The sequence below is a fragment of the Paractinoplanes durhamensis genome, from assembly GCF_016862175.1.
Lineage (GTDB): Bacteria > Actinomycetota > Actinomycetes > Mycobacteriales > Micromonosporaceae > Actinoplanes > Actinoplanes durhamensis.
Window position 1 is genome coordinate 384,455 of sequence record NZ_BOML01000019.1, and the last position, 17,148, is coordinate 401,602.

At 70.5% G+C, this 17,148-nt stretch carries 14 protein-coding genes and 1 pseudogene; 6 read left to right on the top strand and 9 right to left on the bottom strand.

Features of this window, described 5'->3' with window-relative positions:
- The first annotated feature begins 35 nt into the window (after positions 1-35).
- A complete protein-coding gene (glgA, locus tag Adu01nite_RS11455) occupies positions 36-1,247 on the top strand; it encodes a glycogen synthase (RefSeq protein ID WP_239132308.1) in 1,212 nt (403 codons plus the stop codon).
- Here the strand turns inward: glgA and Adu01nite_RS11460 are convergent.
- Entirely contained in the window at positions 1,229-2,080 is an 852-nt protein-coding gene (locus tag Adu01nite_RS11460) for an NAD(P)/FAD-dependent oxidoreductase (protein WP_203726559.1), read from the bottom strand. The two genes, glgA and Adu01nite_RS11460, sit on opposite strands and share 19 nt — an antisense overlap.
- Before the next feature lie 54 nt (positions 2,081-2,134).
- Here Adu01nite_RS11460 and Adu01nite_RS11465 point away from each other — a divergent pair, with 54 nt between their 5' ends.
- Complete coding sequence (locus Adu01nite_RS11465) at positions 2,135-3,754, top strand: glycoside hydrolase family 10-like protein (RefSeq protein WP_203726560.1); 1,620 nt, start codon at positions 2,135-2,137, stop codon at positions 3,752-3,754.
- On the opposite strand, the gene Adu01nite_RS11470 is transcribed toward Adu01nite_RS11465, so the two are convergent.
- Entirely contained in the window at positions 3,688-4,605 is a 918-nt protein-coding gene (locus Adu01nite_RS11470; protein WP_203726561.1) for an SDR family NAD(P)-dependent oxidoreductase, read from the bottom strand. The two genes, Adu01nite_RS11465 and Adu01nite_RS11470, sit on opposite strands and share 67 nt — an antisense overlap.
- Positions 4,606-4,664: 59 nt before the next feature.
- On the opposite strand from Adu01nite_RS11470, the gene Adu01nite_RS11475 reads away from it, so the two are divergent.
- Positions 4,665-5,579 carry an AraC family transcriptional regulator gene (locus Adu01nite_RS11475; RefSeq protein ID WP_203726562.1) on the top strand — a complete coding sequence of 305 codons (915 nt, stop codon included), beginning with the start codon at positions 4,665-4,667 and terminating at the stop codon, positions 5,577-5,579.
- On the opposite strand, the gene Adu01nite_RS11480 is transcribed toward Adu01nite_RS11475, so the two are convergent.
- Entirely contained in the window at positions 5,576-7,210 is a 1,635-nt protein-coding gene (locus Adu01nite_RS11480) for an ABC-F family ATP-binding cassette domain-containing protein (RefSeq protein ID WP_203726563.1), read from the bottom strand. The two genes, Adu01nite_RS11475 and Adu01nite_RS11480, sit on opposite strands and share 4 nt — an antisense overlap.
- 63 nt (positions 7,211-7,273) lie before the next feature.
- Complete coding sequence (locus tag Adu01nite_RS11485) at positions 7,274-8,092, bottom strand: PhzF family phenazine biosynthesis protein (protein ID WP_203726564.1); 819 nt, start codon at positions 8,090-8,092, stop codon at positions 7,274-7,276.
- Between the two features lie 94 nt (positions 8,093-8,186).
- Here Adu01nite_RS11485 and Adu01nite_RS11490 point away from each other — a divergent pair, with 94 nt between their 5' ends.
- On the top strand, positions 8,187-8,591 hold the full coding sequence (locus Adu01nite_RS11490; RefSeq protein WP_379136350.1) for a rhodanese-like domain-containing protein: 405 nt from the start codon (positions 8,187-8,189) through the stop codon (positions 8,589-8,591).
- A gap of 137 nt (positions 8,592-8,728) precedes the next feature.
- Here Adu01nite_RS11490 and Adu01nite_RS11495 read toward each other — a convergent pair whose 3' ends face one another.
- From Adu01nite_RS11495 to Adu01nite_RS11510, 5 genes and pseudogenes are all read right to left on the bottom strand, one after another.
- A complete protein-coding gene (locus Adu01nite_RS11495; protein WP_379138850.1) occupies positions 8,729-9,295 on the bottom strand; it encodes a GTP-binding protein in 567 nt (188 codons plus the stop codon).
- An 882-nt stretch (positions 9,296-10,177) separates the two neighbouring features.
- Positions 10,178-11,560 (bottom strand): annotated as a pseudogene (locus Adu01nite_RS48440) (SAV_2336 N-terminal domain-related protein); the annotation flags it as partial.
- A gap of 1 nt (position 11,561) precedes the next feature.
- Positions 11,562-12,545, bottom strand: a complete 984-nt coding sequence (locus tag Adu01nite_RS11500; RefSeq protein WP_203726566.1) for an AAA family ATPase — start codon at positions 12,543-12,545, stop codon at positions 11,562-11,564.
- Positions 12,538-14,424: a VMAP-C domain-containing protein gene (locus Adu01nite_RS11505; RefSeq protein ID WP_203726567.1), complete on the bottom strand. Its 1,887-nt coding sequence runs from the start codon at positions 14,422-14,424 to the stop codon at positions 12,538-12,540. Before Adu01nite_RS11505 ends, Adu01nite_RS11500 begins: the two co-directional genes overlap by 8 nt.
- 2 nt (positions 14,425-14,426) lie before the next feature.
- Positions 14,427-14,771, bottom strand: coding sequence for a CU044_2847 family protein (locus Adu01nite_RS11510; protein ID WP_203726568.1), 345 nt, complete (start codon positions 14,769-14,771; stop codon positions 14,427-14,429).
- A gap of 166 nt (positions 14,772-14,937) precedes the next feature.
- On the opposite strand from Adu01nite_RS11510, the gene Adu01nite_RS11515 reads away from it, so the two are divergent.
- On the top strand, positions 14,938-15,531 hold the full coding sequence (locus tag Adu01nite_RS11515) for a DinB family protein (RefSeq protein WP_203726569.1): 594 nt from the start codon (positions 14,938-14,940) through the stop codon (positions 15,529-15,531).
- A 189-nt stretch (positions 15,532-15,720) separates the two neighbouring features.
- Complete coding sequence (locus Adu01nite_RS11520) at positions 15,721-17,145, top strand: sigma 54-interacting transcriptional regulator (protein ID WP_203726570.1); 1,425 nt, start codon at positions 15,721-15,723, stop codon at positions 17,143-17,145.
- The last annotated feature ends 3 nt before the right edge of the window (positions 17,146-17,148 follow it).

The following is a 17,148-nucleotide window of genomic DNA, read 5'->3' on the forward strand; positions in this document are numbered from 1 at the left end:
GCGCCGCTTCGCCGGGAAGGCACTAGGCTCGGTACGTGACCGAAACAGGTGCGAAATCGCTGCGCGTCGATCTGATCACCAGGGAGTACCCGCCCGAGGTGTACGGCGGGGCCGGCGTCCACCTGGAATATCTGGCGCGCGACCTGCGCCCCCTCAGCGACGTGCGGGTGCACTGCTTCGGCGCGCCGCGCACCGAGCCGGGCGTCACCGCCTACCCGGAGCCCGCCGAGCTGGCCGGCGCCAACGCCGCGCTGCGCACGATGGGCGTCGACCTGGCGATCGCGGCCGGCTGCGAGGGCACGGACATCGTGCACAGCCACACCTGGTACGCGAATTTCGCCGGCCACACCGCCAAGCTCCTGCACGGCGTCCCGCACGTGGTCACCACGCACAGCCTCGAGCCGCTGCGCCCGTGGAAGGCCGAGCAGCTCGGCGGCGGCTACGCGCTGTCGTCGTTCTGCGAGCGGGTCGCGATCGAGAACGCCGACGCGATCATCGCGGTCTCCGGCGGCATGCGCCGCGACGTGCTGACCGCCTATCCGACGGTCAACCCGGACAAGGTCCAGGTCGTCTACAACGGCATCGACACGTCGCAGTACACGCCGGATACCGGCACCGACGTGATCGAGCGGCTCGGCATCGATCTCAACCGGCCCAGCGTCGTCTTCGTCGGTCGGATCACCCGGCAGAAGGGCCTGCCCTACCTGATGCGGGCCTGCCACGACCTGCCGCCGGAGACCCAGATCGTGCTGCTGGCCGGCGCGCCCGACACCCCGGAGATCGCCGCCGAGGTCGAGGGGCTCGCGTCGCGGCTGCGCGGCGCCCGCGACCCGCAGGGCGTGATCTGGGTGCAGGAGATGCTGCCCAAGCACGAGGTCGTCCAGGTCCTCACGCACGCGACCGTGTTCGTCTGCCCGTCCATCTACGAGCCGATGGGCATCGTCAACCTGGAGGCGATGGCCTGCGAGACCGCCGTCGTCGCTACCGCGACGGGCGGAATCCCCGAGGTGGTGGCGGACGGCGAGACCGGCCTGCTGGTGCCGATCGAGCAGGTTTCCGACGGTACGGGTACGCCCGTCGACCCCGACAAGTTCGTGGCCGATCTCGCCGCCGCGATGACCACGCTGATCCAGGATCCGCAGCGGGCCGGCGTGATGGGCAAGGCCGGCCGGCGCCGCGCGGTGGAGAAGTTCAGCTGGTCCCGGATCGCCGAGGACACCCTGGCGGTCTACCGGTCGGTGCTCTGACAGATCGCTCGGGCCACCGCCCGGCCGCTCAGCCAGGCCGTCTGCACCCGCGGGCGGCCGAAGGCGTCCCCGCACAGATAGACGTTGCCCTGCCGGGCGAAGTCGCCGGTGCCGGGCCGCGGTTGGGCGTACGGCCAATAACGGGTTTCGATGTGGGGTTTCTCGTCGATGCCGAGAACCTCGCCGACCGCCTCGGCCAATGGCTCGCCGTCCCGGTTCTCCCGGGCATAATCGGCGGTGGAGTGCGCGACCAGGACCGGGGCGCGATCGCCGCGGCGGTCACCGTCGTCGGCCACGGTGGCCAGCACCGGATGGTCGTTGACGAAAGCGCCGGCGAAATCGGGCCACGACCTTTCGCCGTACGTCAAAATCGCCGTCACCACCGGTGACCAGGACTGCTCCGGGAAGTCGGCCAGGCCGGCCGCCTGCGGCCCGGGCATGGCCAGGACCACCGCCGCCGCCTCCGGCAGCTCGGTGACCTCGGCTCCCAGCGTGATGTCGAGGCCGCGGGCCAGGTCGGCGGCGAGGCTGTTGAGGCCGCCGGGCGCCGCCCAGCGGGTGACCGGCTCGCCCTGCTGACCACGCAGCGTGTCGGTCCACGGGTGGGCGAGGCCGGCGATCCGCCACGACTGCAGCCGGCCGAGGAAGGCCGGGTCGTCGCCGGTCAGGTAGGCGGCGCCGGTGTCGACCCAGCGGCCGCCGATCAGTTCGCTGGCCAGTCGGCCGCCAACTGTGCCCCTTCGTTCCACCACTCTGGCCGTAATGCCCGCATCGACCAGTTCACGGGCACATGCGAGCCCGGCGATTCCCGCCCCTACCACCACGACCGTCATGGGAAAAATCTACGGCCCCGGTAACTGTCGCACCGGCGAGGCAGACTGTTCCTCATGTTTCGCGTGCCCCGACCACCCGTCCGGCTGACTTTGGCGCTTGCGTCGGTGCTGTTCGCGGTCGGTGTGCTCGGGCTCGGCCTGGTGCGCGCCGCGTTCTACGATCCCGCGGATCCCGGCGCGACCTGGTCGTCGGCGCCGCCCGCGGCCGGCCCGGTGGTGGCCGGCAAGTGCGGCGGGGTGCCGCTGCGGGCGACCCGGTCGACCCGCGGTTTCTGGCTGACCACGGTCATGAACATCGATTGGCCGAGTCGGCAGGGCCTCCCGGAGGCGCAGGTCAAGGCGGAGTACGACAAGTGGCTCGACCTCGCCGTGGCCCAGCACCACAACGCGGTCTTCGTGCACGTGCGGCCCAGCGGCGACGCGTTCTGGCCGTCCGAGTTCGCGCCCTGGTCCGAGTGGCTCACCGGCAAGCGGGACGGCCAGTCGCCCGGGTGGGACCCGATGGCCTACATGGTGGCCGGCGCGCACGCCCGCAACCTGGAGTTCCACGCCTGGTTCAACCCGTACCGGGGGACCCAGCCCGGCCCCGGCGGCCCCGGCGCCGACTTCAGCAAGCTCGCCCCCAACCACCCGCTCCTCGCGCACCGCGACTGGGCTCTTGCCTATCCCCAGGGCAAGTCGGCCCGCCTCTACTTCGATCCGGGCATCCCGGCCGCCCGCAAGTTCGTCGAGGACTCGATGCTGGAGGCGGTCCAGAAGTACGACATCGACGGCGTGCACTTCGACGACTTCTTCTACCCCTACCCGCAGGCCGGGCAGGATTTTCCGGACGACGCCAGCTACGCGGCCTACGGCAAGGGCAAGGCACGGGCCGACTGGCGGCGGGACAATGTGGACACCCTGGTCCGCGAGATGAACGAGCGGATCAAGGCGCTCAAGCCGTGGGTCAAGTTCGGGATCAGCCCGTTCGGCATCTGGCGCAACCTCGACACCGACCCGGACGGCTCCGACTCGCACGGCCTCGAGGCGTACGACGCGATCTACGCCGACACCCGCAAGTGGGTGCAGGAGGGCTGGCTCGACTACATCGTCCCGCAGCTCTACTGGAACATCGGGTTCGCCAAGGCCGACTACGCCAAGCTGCTGCCCTGGTGGGTCAACCTGGTCAAGGGCACCAAGGTGCAGCTGTGGATCGGGCAGGGCGACTACCGGGTGGGGGAGAAGGGCGCCTGGAGCGACCCGGCCGAGATCGACAAGCACCTCGACCTCGACGAGAAGGCCGGGGTGCTGGGCGAGGTCCACTTCAGCGCGAAATCGGTCCGGTCCAACCGGCTCGGCTCGGTCACCCGCTACTACGACCACCACTACGCCGCGCCCGCCCTGCCGGCGGTGATGCCGCAGCTGCCGGCCGCCCCGCCGCCGGCCCCCGCGCTGACCGCGGCGCAGCGGGCCGGGGCGGCGATCACCTTCACCGCCACCGCCGGGGCCGAGCCGGCCGCGGCGAGCTGGGCGCTCTACCGGGTGTCCGGCGATGCGGCGGCGCTGGTCGCGACCGGCCGCAGCGGCAGCCAGGTGAAGGATCCGAATCCGCCGCCCGGCAAATCGGTCTACTGCCTGACCGGTTTGGACCGCTCCGCCAACGAGGGCCCGGCCAGCGCGCCGTTCAGCGCCTGAGTGCCGAGCTCCCACAGCCGGTCGGCCGCATCGGGGTCGAGCGCCCAGGCCGCCACGTTCTCGCCGGTCACGCCCTCCTGGTTGTCCTCGTCGAAGTAACGTCCGGTCACGTCGGCCAGCAGCGGGGAGGCGGCAAGCAGCACCTCGGTCGAGGCGCCCTGTTCCGGGGTGCGGAAGTTCTCCGGGTGCAGCAGGTCGCCGGCCGCGTCCATCGCGCCCATCGACCGCATCGTGTCCGGGTCGAGGTGTCGCTGCAGGGCGGTGTGGATGCGGCCCGGCGCCATCGCGTTCGCGGTGATCCCGTCGGCCGCCCACCGCTGGGCGGCACCGACCGCGAGGAGCACGTCGGCGGTCTTCGACTGGCTGTAGGCGGCCCACGGGTCGTACGGCCGGCGGGCGAAGTGCGGGTCGTCGAAGTGCACCGGCGAGCCGAGCTGGGCGCCCGAGCTGACCATCACGATCCGGGCGCCGCCGGCCGCCCGCAGGTGCTCGTGCAGGCCGGTGATCAGCGCGAAGTGCCCGAGGTAGTTGGTGGCCAGCTGCAGCTCCCAGCCGTTGGCGGCGTGGGTGAGCGCGGGCAGCGCCATGATCCCGGCGTTCGCGACGATCGCGTGCAGCGGCCCCCGCCAGGCCGCGGTGAAGTCCCGCACGCTGCCGAGGTCGGCCAGGTCGAGCTGCGCCCGGGTGGTCGCGGTGACCTCGGCCCCCGCGCCGGCCAGGGCGTTCGCGGCGGCCGCGCCGAGCCCCGAGCCGCCGCCGGTGACCAGGATCCGCCTCCCGGTCAGGTCGACGCCCTGCAAGACCTCGGCGGCGGTGGTGCGGACGGTGAACGGGGTGGTTACTCGTGTCATGCGTCCAGCATCTTCTTAAAATGGTGGACTCAGAATAGCTAAAGGTCCACGATAGTTGCGTGAGCGTCCAGCAAGCCGATCCCCTGGAAGATGTCCTCGCCCTCGTCGGCACCACCAGCCGCCTGTCCACCGGCCTGATCGCCGGCGGTTCCTGGGCCCTCGACTTCGACCCGCCACCGGCCGTGAAGTTCAACGCGGTGCGCCGCGGCCGCTGCCTGCTGGTCGCGGGCGGCGTCACCTATCCACTGGAAGAGGGCGATTGCTTCCTGTTGACCCGCTCGCAGCGGTTCGTGCTGGCCAGCGCGGCCGAGGTGACGCCGCAGCCGGCCGGCCCGGTCTTCGCGGCAGCGGGCCCCGACGGCCTGGCCCGCACCGGCACCGGCGATGACGTCTTCCTGCTCGGCGGTCGCTTCGACTTCGGCGCCCGCGCCCGCGAACTGCTGCTCGACGCCCTGCCCCCGGTGTTGCACGTCCCCGGCGGCGCCCCCGCGGCCGCCACCCTGCGCTGGGCCCTCGACCAGGTGGACGCCGAGCTGCGCGACCGCCCGATCGCGTCCGTCCTGGTCGCCGAACACCTCGCCCTGATCATGCTGATCCACATCCTGCGGCTGCACCTGGCCACCGCCGGCAGTGCGAACCCCGGCTGGCTGGGCGGCCTGGCCGACCCGGTGGTGGCGCCCGCGCTGCGTGCCCTGCACGCCGACCCGGCCCGCCCGTGGACGGTCGCCGACCTGGCCGCGGTGTCCACCGTGTCCCGCTCCACCCTGGCCGCCCGCTTCAAGCAGTCGGTCGGCCAGGGCCCGCTCGACTACCTGACCGGCTGGCGGATCGAGCTGGCCGCCGCCCGCCTGCGCCGCGGCGACGGCACCCTGGCCGCGATCGCGCACGCCGTCGGCTACGGCTCGGAGAGCGCCCTGAGCACCGCTTTCAAACGCATCACCGGCACGACACCGCGCGACTACCGCCGGTCCTAGCCGGTGACCCTGCCGGCCTCGACCACCAGGTGCCGGTCGGTGGCGACCGCGTCCAGCATCCGGCGGTCGTGGGTGACCAGCAGCAGCGTGCCGGTGTAGCTCGCCAGGGCCGACTCCAGCTGCTCGATCGCCGCCAGGTCCAGGTGGTTGGTCGGCTCGTCGAGCACCAGCAGGTTGACCCCGCGCGCCTGCAGCAGGGCGAGCGCGGCCCGGGTGCGCTCGCCGGGGGAGAGGGTGGCGGCCGGACGCGGCACGTGCGCCGACTTCAGCCCGAACTTGGCCAGCAGCGTCCGCACCTCGGCATCCGGCCACTGTGGCACCTCGGCCCCGAACGCCGCCATCAGCGACTGATCGCCGAGGAACAACCCGCGCGCCTGATCGATCTCGCCGACCACCACGCCCGGCCCGAGCGCGGCCGACCCCTCGTCGAGCGGGATCCGCCCGAGCAGTGCCGCCAGCAGCGTCGACTTTCCCGACCCGTTCGCCCCGGTGATCGCCACCCGATCCGCCCAGTCGATCTGCAGCGTCACCGGCCCGAGCGTGAAGTCGCCGCGCCGCACCACCGCGTCCCGCAGGGTGGCCACCACCGCGCCGGCCCGGGGAGCGGCGGCGATCTCCATCCGCAGCTCCCACTCCTTGCGCGGCTCCTCGACCACGTCCATCCGCTCGATCAGCTTCTCGGTCTGGCGCGCCTTCGCCGCCTGCTTCTCGCTGGTCTCACCGCGATGGCTCTTGGCGATCTTGTCGTTGTCGGGCGCCTTCCGGCGCGCGTTGCGCACGCCCTTCTCCATCCAGGCGCGCTGCATCCGCGCCCGTTCGAGCAGGTCATCCTTCTTGTCGGCGTACTCGTCGAACTGCTCCCGGGCATGCCGCCGAGCCCGCTCCCGCTCCTCCAGATAGGCGGCATAGCCGCCGCCGAAGAGATTCACCTTCTGTTGCGCAAGATCAAGTTCCAGGACCTTGCCGACCGTACGGGTGAGGAACTCACGATCATGACTGACGAGTACGGTCCCGGCCCGCAGCCCGCGCACGAACTCCTCCAGCCGGGCCAGCCCGTCCAGGTCGAGATCGTTCGTCGGCTCGTCGAGCAGAAAGATGTCATAGCGGCTGAGCAGCAGCGACGCCATGCCGGCCCGGGCCGCCTGCCCGCCGGAGAGCGCCGTCATCGGATGGTCGAGCGCCACCGTCAGGCCCAGCTCGGTGGCCACCTGCTCGGCGCGTTCCTCCAGGTCGGCGCCGCCGAGATCCAGCCAGCGCTCCAGCGCCACCGCGTACTCGTCGTCGCTGCCCGGCGCCCCCTCGGCCAGCCGCTCGGCCGCCGTGTCCATCGCCGCCTGCGCCGGCCCGACCCCGGTGCGCCGGGCGAGGAAATCACGCACCGACTCACCCGCACGTCGCTCCCGCTCCTGCGGGAGATATCCGACATTCGCGGTGGGCGGGCTGAGCGAGACGGTCCCGCCTTCGAGGGGTACGAGACCGGCCAGCGTACGCAGCAGCGTGGTTTTGCCCGCCCCGTTCACCCCGACCAGCCCGATGACATCCCCGGGGGCGACCACAAGGTCGAGCCCGGAGAAGAGAATGCGGTCGCCGTGGCCCGCGGCAAGTTCCCGGCCGATCATCGTGGCACTCATAGCGCCACAAATCCTATGGCCCGCCCGTCGACGACCGCCCCCGGGGCGAGGTGGGGGATCGCGTCAGGCGGTGATCGGAACCGCGTTGCCGCTGACCCGCACGCCGGGCTCGCCCGGGACGAGCTGGACCGTGATGCGGCTCGGCCGGCCCATGTCGTCGCCCTGGCGCAGGAAGACGGTCGCGTCGTCGGAGGCGATCCACATCTCGCGCAGGTAGGCACCGAACGCGGCCGCCGCCGCGCCGGTGGCCGGGTCCTCGTAGACGCCGCCGACCGGGAACGGGTCGCGCACGTCGAAGGTGTCGTCGGCGGCCCGGAAGACCAGCTGCACCGTCGTCCAGTTGCGGGCCTCCATCAGAGCCTTCAGCGCGGGCACGTCGTAGTCGAGGTCGGCCAGGCGCTTCCGGGTGCCGGCGGCCAGGATCGGGTGGCGGGCACCGGCGTAGGCGACCTTGGGCGGCAGCGACTCGTCCAGGTCGAAGTCGGTCCAGCGCAGCGCGGCCAGCAGTGCCACGAGATCACCCTCGGCCAGGTCGGTGACCTCCGGGTCGACGCTGGTCAGGGTGGCCCGGCCGGCGTCGTCGACGCTCACCGGGACCTCGCCGGCGTTGGTCAGGAAGACGTGCTCCCCGGGCCCGAGCGCCACCGCGGTGGCCACCGTCGCATGCCCGCAGAACGGCACCTCGGCCAGCGGCGCGAAGTAGCGGACCCGGTGCCGGTCGCCGTCGGTCCCGGTGCGGAAGGCGGTCTCCGAATAGCCGAGGTCGGCCGCGATCGCCAGCATCTGCTCGTCGCCGAGCCCGCCCGCGTCGAGCACCACACCGGCCGGGTTCCCGCCCTGGGGATCGTCGGTGAACGCCGCATACCGCTGAATGTCCGCCATGCTGTCAGACTGCCCTCGCCCGCCCGCGGAATCCAGCACCGCTCCTCGCGCCCTTCGTCACAGCGGCCGCCGCCCGCCGGGCATGATCATCGGCATGACGATCACCGGCGTGGACGCCCTGCTGGAGCAGGCGCGAACCGGCATGCGGCGCCTCGACCCGCACGAGACCCGGGCCGCGGTGGCCGCCGGCGCCCTGCTCATCGACACCCGGACCGACCGCCAGCGAGCGGTGCAGGGCGACCTTCCCGGCGCCATCGTCATCGACCGCACGGTGCTGGAATGGCGCCTCGACCCCCGATCGGCGAACCGCATCCCGGAGGCGACCGGCCTCGACCGCCAGATCGTGGTGGTGTGCCGCCAGGGCTACAGCTCCAGCCTGGCCGCGGCGAGCCTGCGCGCGATCGGCCTGCACCGGGCCACCGACCTGGCCGGCGGCGTCGAGGCCTGGCTGACCGCCGGCCTGCCGACCAGCGCCGGGCCGCCCGACGTACGCGAATGACTCAGGGCGAGGTGGTTGCCGAACGTCCGTCCTGGAGGACGGAAGGTGCGGACCTCCCACCCGAGAACCGATCTTGAAGGGTGGATGTGCGATCGCCGGAGAGTGCAGAGCATTCTCGGGACGAACGTGAACTGTGCCTAGCGAGGAGGGATCGCTTGCGCGCGGCGCGCGGTGAGGACGTACTCGATGAGCGAGATGATGACGTGCTTGACGGATTCGCGGTTGCGCACGTCAGTGGAAACGATCGGCACGTCATTGCTGATCGCCAGGGCGTCGCGGACATCCTGGGCGTTGACGTAGATCATTCCGTCGAAGGAGTTCATGGCAATCAGGTAAGGCAACCGGCGGCTCTCGAAGAAGTCCACGGTGGCGAAGCAGTCCGCCAGCCGAGTGGTGTCGACGAGCACGATGGCGCCGATCGCGCCACGGACCAGCTCCTCCCACATGAACCAGTATGTGGTCTCGCTGGGGGTGCTGAAGAGGTAAAGGATCAGGTCGCGGTCGACAGTAACCCGCCCGAAGTCCATGTGGACGGGCAGTGGGCGGTGGCCTTCCCCGGTCCCGGCTTTCATGATGGCTTCGGTGGTCAGCGGCGTGATCTCCGAGACCGAACCGATGATGGTCTCCTTCGGGGTGGTCGGCCCGCCGGCTATGATGATCTTGGCTGAGGTGACCCTGGTCGCGGGTGCGGACCACACCGGTATCCGCGCCGGGCGTGAGAGCGGAGTCAGTTTGAAGGTAGCGGGCAGCCGACTGCTGGCGACGTCGGGCGTGGCGAGTCGCATCGGCAGCTTGGCCTGGAGATCCCGCACAGTCCAGTTGGTGGCGGATTCCTTGTTGCCGGCGGCCGTCGGTGGCGGGCCGCGCAACAGTTTGGCTATCTGGTCCGCGTACCCATCATGGTCTTGATGATCGTCGCTGACCGCGGTGTCGAGACAGAGCAGGGCGCCGGCGCCTGACGGAGGTCTCAGGTCCCGATTGCCGGGCATGCACGAGTCGAGGACGACAATGGTCGGCTGAAGCCGGCCGTCGAGCAGAGCTTTGATGTCGGCATAAGCGACCGATCCCTCGGTGGCAGCCAGACGGAGCTCGCCGTCGCCGTTCGCTGTCCCGTGGCCGTGGTAGTAGAGGAAAAGCGTGCCGGTTGCACGTTCCGCGGCGCCGGCAACCTCGCTCAGCAGGTCCTCTGGCCGGTCGGGATTGATCACCATGCGGAGGTTGGCCGGGGTGAGCCCGGACACCGTCATCAGAGCCTCACCCAGCTCGGCCAGCTGACCACGAGCTGCCGGCAGGTCCGGTAGGTCGCTGCTGTTCTCCACGCCGATCAGCAGGGCATGGTCGCCGTCGCCGCTGAACACAGTCGGGCCGGAAACTTCGTGGCGCTCACCCGAACCAGTCATCACGAGCGTGCGGGGCCGGGCGGGTTCGGCGCTGAGCTCGGTAGCTTCGGGCAGGCCGGAACCGCGGGCCTGGGCCCGGGCGCGGATCCGGGCGAACGGCCGGCTCAGCGGCGAGAGCCGGTGGGCGCCGCCGGCCGAGGGAATCGCCAGCAGAAGACTCCCGCGACCACCCGACGCCTGCCGCTCCAGGTAGCGGGAGACGCGATGCTGGATCTCCTCGTACTCATGTTCGCGGAGCATGCCGAGGAGGATGTCCTCGATGCCGGGAGCAAAGGAGTACACCGGCTCGTCGTGAGTCGTGCCGATCCGGGTCAGCAATCCGCTGAACCACACCTCGGCCAGGTGGGACAACTGCGCTTCGGGGATTGTCGCCGCTTGGACAACGCGCATCACCGCCGGGGTCAGCGGGACCGCGGCGAGGTAGCGGGCCAGGCGAAAAGCTTCATGCGAAGCCTCGGATTGGAATCGCTGCACCCGGTCCAGCGGGGTGATGTGGGTCGGCGGCTGCTCGGCCGGTGACGGCACCTCATCCGACTCGACGATCACTGCGGCGCCGTCAACTCCGTCGTGCGCCGTCTCCGCCATCAGCCGGGACCACGAACCCAGCCAGCCGGCATCCAGGTGCAGCACCGGTACGGCGGCGGCGACCTGCGGCCGGCCCGGTGTCTCGTAGTCCTGGAAGCCGAGTCGGCGCCCGGCCGTACCGGTCGCGATCAGCGTCAGGCGTCCGCGCGTCGGCGGCAGGCTGGTCCGGGTCCACAGGCGTTCCGGGAGCGGTTGCAGGATCGCCAGGCGCCCATGACGCGACCAGTGGATCAGCACCTCGCGCGCCGGACTGCCGGCCCAGGCCGACGCGATTCCGTCAGTCAACAGGAGCACCAGGTCTCGGCGGGACGGTTCGTCGGCGCCGCCGATCAGAGGCGGGCGGTGAGCCGGTTCACGGACATTCGAGATGCATAAAGTGCCGTCCGGCTCGGTCGTCAGATAGCGGATCCGCACTCGGCCGAACGCACCGGATTGGGCCAGCAGAACGCCGAGATCATCGGCGGTATCCTCCCAGATCCGGCTCGCCGGGCTTCGATCGATCACCAGGACGAGGTCGAAGGCAGGAACGATCGCCGGGCGCATGACCGGTAGCCACCGCCCGCACTCGGCGAAGCGTTGTGCGGTCGCCTCCTCGTCGAATTCCCGGACCATCGGTGATGCCACGCTGCGTTTGAGGGGCCGCATTGCCCGCATCAGGTCGCGGCCGGACCCGAGGGCACTGCCGGAACGGGTCCGTACATATTCGACCGTCAATGATCGATCGGTCGATGTGGTCGTGGTTGGGATCGGATGCGGAACGTGTAGTGGGACATCGTCGACCAGGGCAGGCGCGCTTGTCGGGGATGGGACGCTGAGCGATGTGCGTGCCTGGCCGGCAGGGGGAGCCCGTTCCTCGGCGGCCGGCGCCGGCGGGGCCGGGTGTCCCGCGATGCGGCCCGCCAACCACAGAGCTTCGGCTGTCTCCAGCGCGGTCAGTTCGCACCCGGCAGCGGACAGAACCGCGTGGAGACGGTCGACGTCCACGTCAGCTCTCGCCGGACAGGTTTCGCAGAACGAGCTCGGCGAGGTGCTTGCGGCTGTCCGGGGCGTGACCGTTGGCGGTCGAGATGAGGTAGACGGCGTTGAGGAGTTGGTCGGTGGCGAGACCGCCGTGGTCCCGCCGGTCCAGGAAGGCTTCGATCAGGTCGCCCGCCGCCGAGGCCTCGGCCGTGCCCAGGTGGGCGTCGACTATGGCGGCCAGGCGGGTCTGATCAGGGGCCTCCAGCTCCAGTCGCACGCAGCGGCGAAGGAAGGCGGGCGGAAATTCCCGTTCTCGGTTGCTGGTCAGGATCACCAGCGGAAATGCCCGGCACTCGACTCGTCCCTTCACCACGGTCACCGCTGGGCCGTCATCCGCCGGCCGGACCCGTACCGCCGGGTGCGAGTCGGCTATCCGCGCCAGCTCGGGGATCTCGAACTCACCCTCCTCGAAGACATCCAGGAGATCATTCGGAAGATCCATCTCACTCTTGTCGATCTCGTCGATCAGGAGGACCCGAGGCACGCGGTACGGGGCGAGCGCGGTCCCGAGTGGGCCGAGCCGCATGTAGCGGCCCGGGTCGACGTCAACCTTCAGGCCGGCGCTTGCTTCCTCGATGCGGCCTACCGCGTCGTACCGGTAGAGCCCGTCGCGGGTGGTGGAACGGCTGCTGATCGGCCAGCGGAGTACCGAGCCGAGCCGGAGTTCGCGCGCCACCGCGTAGGCGAGGGTCGACTTGCCCGTGCCGGGATCACCACTGACCAGCAACGGCCGCCGGAGGTAGAGAGCCGTGTTGACCAACTCGACGGCCTGTTCGTCGACCTGGTAGGTCGCGGCCAAGGAATGCCGACGACGGCCCGACGCCATCGTGTCGCGGTCGATCTCCATCGGCGGGCCGCCCTCGAAGGTGCGCCACGGAGGTGGGCTCGGCAACCGATCGATCCCGTCGTGGGGGTCGGCGGTCCCTCGATAGATCCACCAATCAGACATCCAGCCTCGTCTCCTCCGGGTCGATCATCCGATCGTGCGGCGGACGGCGGTTCGGGTCATCCCAGAGCAGTACCAGCTGCGCACCGCAATGCGTGTCGTCACGCCGGCCGGCGGCTTCGTTACGCAGGGCCCACACCCGGCGCGGTAAATCCGATCCGTGGACATCGGCCAGTTCTCGGCGGAGGTCGTCAAGGAAGTGCCGGCCGGGGCACTCGGGGCCGTCCGTTCCGGTGCAGGAGGCCCGCCGCCAGATCAGTACCGGTACGCCGGAGTACAGCCCCACGTCGAGCGCCGGACCGGTGCCCGAGCGCAGGGGTGAACTCCCCAGCGCCAGTACGGCGAGATTGCCGCGAAGCTGGAGACGGCCTTCCATGGACTCATGGTCGATCTCGTCGTCACAGCCGACGACCTCCAGCACGGATCCGACTCGATCGCCCTGCAGGCTCCGAAAGCGACGCTCCCAATCACCGACTCGTAAGGCTCCCGTGGTCCGGCGGAGGTCCCGCACGACGGTGGGGTGCCGACGGCCGAGCCGGGACCATTGTTCGGGCCACGGAGTCCAGGCTTCGAACGTCTCGTCCATCAGCTCGACCGGCAGGAAGAACTCGATCATCACCGGCAGGTCGCTCGGGGAGCCTCCCGGCGCGTGCGCAAGAGCGTCGATCTGCTCGGGGAGGATCTCGAAGATCCGCTGCTTGACCTCTTCGAACGGTTTGGCCTGCGGATCGGTGATACGGGCGACGACCGTGCCGGACGCATGCCGGTTCCAGACCGTCAGGTCATATTTGGTGCAATCGTGGCCGGACGGGCGCAGGCGGATCATGACCGATTCGACGTCGGGCGGGCGCTCGGGCGACTGGAGAAATGACAACATCTCTTCGGAGCGCTGCATGGCCCCGGCGCTCAGCAGCAGCCACCGGTATAGATCGTCAGCGGTGCCGGGTGCGGACGCGGCAACCAGCGCGGCCGCGAAGCGCAGTACGTACGGCAGGCCGTCACCGGGCATCAGCTCCGCCAACTCGGTCACGACGTCGCCGTGATCGAGCAGCGGCCGGTGGTCCTGCGGGGCCGGCGACGGGCCGGCGGACTCGAAGCGGGCCGCATGATCTCCGGCCGCAGGCATCCCGGCGAGCACTCCGCGCAGGATGCGCTCCTCGGCGGGCGTCAGCTCCCAGCGTTTGCGATGATGCCGGCCGGTCGGCTCGTCGTCGATCAGCGCGTCAAGATGACGCGACCATGGCCGGGAGCCGTCGGCGTGGTACCGGTCGTGACCGCGGACCACCGCCTGGTAGAGATCGCGGTCCGCCTGCCGCAGACCGTGGATCGGGGCCAGGAGGCCGCCCTGGGCGGCTCCCGGTTGCCGGCTCGTCTTGACGAGGGCGCAGACGCCACCGGTGCGAACGTTGAGGACCGGGCCGCCGGACATGCCGCGGGCGAACTCGCCGACCGCCACCTGCCAGAAGCCGCCCGACGTACCGTCGTAGCGTGGCGTGGCACTGTCGATCGCCCAGCCCTGGTCGTATTTGTCGGCGAAGCCCTGCGCGTGCAGCGGGTCGTCCAGGCGAGGGGTACGGAAGTCGAGCTTGGCGCACGGGTGGTTCGGGATGTCGACCGCGACGATAGCCAGATCTGGATAACCCCACACCTTCGTCCGGCGCGAGGGCGCTTGCGAGGCGAACACGACCTTACTGCCAGCGTAGGAATTACCGTGCCATTTGACCGTTACGGCCGGGTCTGACCGAACCACGTGGGCACAGGTCAGCACGAATCCAGGCGCGATCAGGACGCCGCTTCCGGTATCGGTGGTGCCGACGACCTGGACGACACACTCGGTGAGCAGGCCGAGGACATGGTGCGGCACGGTTGTCGCCGCGGACACCCTCAGGCCTCGTCGCCGTCGCTCGAAGATCCGGCCGCCTGGTTTCCGGCGTTCCACGAGAGCGTCAGCTTGAGGCTCGCCTTCCCGCTGCCCTCGGCCAGGATGCTGGTCAACTTGCCGGTCTTCACGGAGAGTTCGAGCCCGAACTCGAGGCTCACCGCGTCCGGACGGACCCGTTCCAGCGCGGCGGCGACGGTCTCGGTGACGCCCTCGACGGTCGCCTGCAGATCATCCATCGCCAGTTTCCAGCGAGCGTCGTGCGCTCCGACGTCGGCCGGGCCGTCGTCATCGACCCGGGCCAGGATGATCTGGCCGGTCGGCAGCTGGACCTCGATCACTTCGGACACGCGGCGACTCCATGCGGGGGCAGGGTGTCCCGTGATCCGATCAGGCTGCCATCGTGACGGCAAGGGGTTGGCCCGTCGGATTGGCGACAGAGGTCGCTGGCCGCTGACGGCAGGTCTGGTCCGGCGGGGGTGCGATGTGACGGCTCATCGCGGCATGCTGCTCCGTATGAGCGATGCAGGCGCCAAAGCGGTTCTTCGTCACTATCTCGACGGAGCTCGGGATGCGTTGCTGTGGAAGCTGGACGGGCTGTCGGAGTACGACGTGCGGCGGCCGCTCACGCCGACCGGGACCAACCTTCTCGGGCTGGTCAAGCACGTGGCCGGGGTCGAGGGCGCCTACTTCGGGGAGGTCTTCGGCCGGCCGTTCCCGGAGGCGATGCCCTGGATGGAGCTGAGCGCCGCGCCGAACTCCGACATGTGGGCCACCGCGGACGAGTCGACGGCGGACATCGTCGAGCTCTACGGCCGGGTGCGGGCGCACGCCGACGCGACCATCGAGGCGCTCGACCTCGATGCGACCGGGCGGGTCGGGTGGTGGGGGCCGGGCGGTGAAGAAGTCACCCTGCAGCAGATCCTGGTGCACGTCGTCGCGGAGAACCACCGGCACGCCGGGCACGCGGACATCGTGCGGGAGCTCGTCGACGGGGCGACCGGGGTGCGGCCGGGCGGCGGCAACCTGCCGGACGAGGACCAGAGCTGGTGGGTCGCCTACCACGATCGGCTCGACGACGTGGCGCGCGGTTTCCGGCCGGACCACTGACGCATGCGAGACGCGCGGCACGCGCGTTGGTGGCGCTGGAGCTCGCGCCGTGGCGGCGGGGGCGGCCTCGATGGGCCGGGGGCGACCTGGTGCGTACCTCTGGAGCCTTTGCGGTGTGGGTTTTATTCCCGATTTCGGTGCTGGGTTGATCTCAGTTTCCTGTCACACCCGCGGGGTAGCGTTCGTGCGGTGACAGACGCAGCTATCGCGATCGTGCCGGTGCCGCCCGCTGACCTGCCCAAGTCGGTGGGGGATCTGCGGGCTTCCGGGCATGAGTTCCGGACCGTCAAGGAAGAGCTCCGGGCCAATCTGCTGGAGCGGCTTCGGGCGGGGGCGCCGCGGTTCCCGGGCATCGTGGGATATGACGACACCGTTCTTCCTGAAGTGGAGCGTGCTCTGCTCGCGGGGCATGACATGGTGCTTCTCGGGGAGCGTGGGCAGGGCAAGACCCGGCTCATCCGTGGGCTGATCGGGCTGCTCGACGAGTGGACTCCGTTCATCACCGGGTCTGAGCTGCATGAGCATCCCTATGCGCCGATCACGCCGGCCTCGCGGCGGCTCGCCGCCGAGACCGGTGACCTGCTTCCGGTTTCCTGGTTGCACCGGTCGGAGCGTTATGGGGAGAAGCTGGCCACGCCCGACACCAGCGTGGGTGACCTGATCGGTGACGTCGACCCGATCAAGGTGGCCGAGGGGCGGGCCCTGGGCGATCCGGAGACGATCCACTTCGGGCTGGTGCCGCGCACCAACCGGGGCATCTTCGCGGTCAACGAGCTTCCCGACCTCGCCGAGCGGATTCAGGTTTCGCTGCTCAACGTGCTCGAGGAGCGCGACATCCAGGTTCGTGGCTATCAGCTCCGGCTGCCGCTCGACCTGCTGCTGGTGGCGTCGGCCAACCCGGAGGACTACACGAACCGGGGGCGGATCATCACCCCGCTCAAGGACCGGTTCGGGGCGGAGATCCGCACCCACTACCCGGTCGACCTGGCGCTGGAGACCGCGCTGGTCCGGCAGGAAGCTGCGCTGGTCGCGGCCGTTCCCGACCACCTGATCGACGTGCTCGCCCGCTACACGCGCGCAGTGCGGGAGTCGCCCTCGGTGGACTCGCGGTCGGGCATCTCGGCCCGGTTCGCCATCGCGGCCGCCGAGACCGTGGCCGCCTCCGCGCTGCGGCGGGCGGGGCTGCGCGGGGAGAAGGAGGCGGTGGCGCGCATCTGTGACACCACCTCGGTCACCTCGACGCTGCGCGGCAAGGTCGAGTTCGAGAGCGGCGAGGAGGGGCGGGAGACCGAGGTCCTCGCGCACCTGCTGCGGGTCGCCACCGCGGAGACGTTCCGCGACCGGCTCGGCGGGATCGACCTGTCCGGGTTCACCGGCCTGGTCGCCGAGGGGGCGATCGTCGAGACCGGTGACCTGGTGTCGGCCGAGGAACTGCTCGGGCAGATCGGCACGGTTCCGGGGCTGGCCAAGGTGCTCGACCGGCTCGGCCTGGGGGACGCTCCGTCGCCGGGGCAGGCCGCCTCGGGGATCGAATTCGTGCTGGAAGGGCTTCATCTGACTCGGCGGCTCGCCAAGGAGCTCACCGACGACGGCCGCACTCTCTACGGGAGCTGACAC